The sequence below is a fragment of the Streptomyces sp. MK37H genome (assembly GCF_018035285.1).
In the GTDB taxonomy this organism is placed as follows: Bacteria; Actinomycetota; Actinomycetes; order Streptomycetales; family Streptomycetaceae; genus Streptomyces; species Streptomyces endocoffeicus.
In genome coordinates this window covers 1-2468 of the sequence record NZ_JAAAYH010000733.1, presented here as the reverse complement: position 1 = coordinate 2468, position 2468 = coordinate 1, and the positions used below count along the sequence as shown (strand labels likewise).

The following is a 2468-nucleotide window of genomic DNA, read 5'->3' as shown; positions in this document are numbered from 1 at the left end:
GGGCAACTGGTCGACAGGCAGGCCCAGTTCGAAGTCACACCGTTCGAACAGCTTGCCCACCGCCGTGGTGACGATCATGTCGGCGAGCCCCCGGCCCGGGCACTGGTGCGGCCCCGCGCCCCAGGCCAGATGGGCGCGCGAACTCACCGACGCGTCCTGGCTGCCGGGCGTGGCGAACATCGGATCGCCGTGCGCGGCGGCGATCGAGGGCACCACCGCATCGCCCGCGGCGAGCCGGAAGTCCCCCAGGTCGGTGTCGACCGCGGGGAAGCGGAAGGTGAGGTTGACCCACGGCGGCGAGGCGATGTGCACGCGGTTGACCAGCTCCTCGACCGGCCCCGCCATCAGTCCGGCCCGCGTCCCCGCCTCCCCGGCCAGCACCTCCAGCACGCTGTTGGTGATGGCGTGGCTGACCAGCTCCGACATGATGACGATGATCGCGTACAGCTCCAGGCCGATCTGCTCCACCGTCAGCGGGGGTTCGATGCCGAGCAGCCGGGTGGTCAGGTCGTCACCGGGGTTCTGCCTCTTGTACGCCGCGAGTTCGGTCGTCGCGGCCACCAGCCGGCCCACGGCCGCGGCGGCGTCCGGCCCGCCGTCCACCATGCGCCACGAGTCCATGAACACGTCATCGCCCTGGTCGACCGGGAAGCCGAACAGCCGGTTGACGGCCATCAGCGGCAGCGCCCGGGCGAACTGCGCGCCCAGGTCCACCCATCCGCTCTCGCTGCCGTCCGCGAAGAAGGTGATCAGCTCGTCGGCGTGGCGCGAGACGGCGTTCGCCAGCTCCCAGGACTGGGGCGCGTCGGAGTCCTGGAAGGGGGCGAGTGCCTCCTCCACGGCGGCGCGTGTCGCCTTGCGCCGCCGGTCGTCCTGCATCAGCAGATGGCTGACCTGGTAGCCGGGCAGATGCGGCCAGTCGGACGGCACCCGTCCCTCGCGCAGCCACCGCCAGTGCTGGACGTCCTTCTTCCATGCGCTCTCGTCGCGCAACACCTCCCGCACCTCGCGGTAGCCGAGCACCAGCCAGACCGGGACCCCGTGCAGATCAACGGGTGCCACCGGCCCGTACCGGGCCCGCAGGCGTGCGTAGGCCACGGCGGGCCGGGTCTCGAAGTCCCGTGTCATCAGCGGCTCGACCGCCAGGGACCCCAGCTCGGACGGCGCGGAAGGGGGCAAATGCATTTCGATGTCCTTAGTGCGACAGCTGGGCCATTCCGGCCGGGCCGCGGGGTCCGTGTGGGGGAAGCCACACGGCATCTGACGCGCGGCACGGAGCGAGAGTCGGCCCGCTACGGCGCAGGCCACACTAGCGGTCGTTCGGCGGGCTGAACAGCGTGGCCGAACAGCACACCTCCTAGGGCTTGTGGCCGACCGCTTCCGCGTAGAACGAGCGGTCCACGACCTTGTCCTCTGGCAGCGGGTCGCCCTCGACCACCCCGGCGGTGGCGTACGCCTTCTGCAGGCGGTCCACGGTGCCCGCGCGAATCTCCCAGTCCATGCGCAGCGACGGCACGGCGGCCAGCGTGTCCGGTTCGGTCTTGAGCACGTCGCCGAGGTCGTCGAGGAATGCCTTGTCCTTCTTGTAGTCCCCGGCGAAGTAGGTGTTGACGGTGCGGATGTAGGCGCGCAGGAACGCCACCCCCGCGTCCGGGTCCCCGGTCAGCAGATCGGGTCCGAACAGGAGCCCGCCGAGCGGTTCGCCCTTCGGCTGACCGCCGAGGAAGGCGTAGCCCGCGTCGCCGTCCACCTGGCGCCACGCCGGGTCGAGCAGCCAGGCCGCGTCCACTCCGCCGTTCTTCAGCGAGGCGAGGACCTCGGCCGGGCCGAGCTGCTGGAAGCGGACGCTGTCCACATCGGCCTTGTGTGCGGAGAGCACCTTCTCCATCGGGTACGTGATGACCGAGCCCTTGCCGATGAGGGTGCCGACCGTACGGTCCTTGAGGCTGACCCCGCCCGCCGTCTCCCCCGGCCGCAGCCTGGCCCAGAATCCGCTCTTGGAACCGGGCGCGGGCGTGAAGTTGCCGGCGACCCAGCGAATGTCGAACCCCTGCCGGATGCCGTTGAGCACGGCGGCCTCCGGCGCCGCGTACTGGACGTCGATATCGCCCTTGGCGAGCAGCGGCAGCCCGTCCGGGGTGGGCAGCAGCTTCACCTCGACGTCGAGCTTCTCCTTGCTGAATTCGCCCTTCGCCACGCCGATCCGCAGGGGCGCCAGATACTCGGCGGTCAGCGTGGAGGCGGAGACGACGATCCTCGTCTTCTTCTTCAGCGGCTTCGGCGCGGGCGCGCCGGGCGCGCAACGGGCGGGCCCGCGGGCGGCGGACCTGTCGGAGGGGTCGGTCCAGCCCTTGGCACAGCCCGCGACGGGGCTGATCGGACGGGGCTTGCTCCGGGTTCCCGGGCCCGCCGAGTCCGAGGTCCGCGCGTCGCAGGCGGCGAGGGAGCCGAGGACGCCCAGCAGGGTC

Annotated in this window: 2 protein-coding genes; both read right to left on the bottom strand. The window is 71.4% G+C overall.

All coding sequences use genetic code 11. The features are described 5' to 3' along the window. On the bottom strand, positions 1–1185 hold a 1185-nt coding region (locus GWI24_RS43355; RefSeq protein ID WP_210951507.1), incomplete at its 3' end, for a cytochrome P450. Between the two features lie 172 nt (positions 1186–1357). Continuing rightward, positions 1358–2468 (bottom strand): ABC transporter substrate-binding protein (locus tag GWI24_RS43350; protein ID WP_308344282.1); only part of this gene is annotated, 1111 nt, incomplete at its 5' end.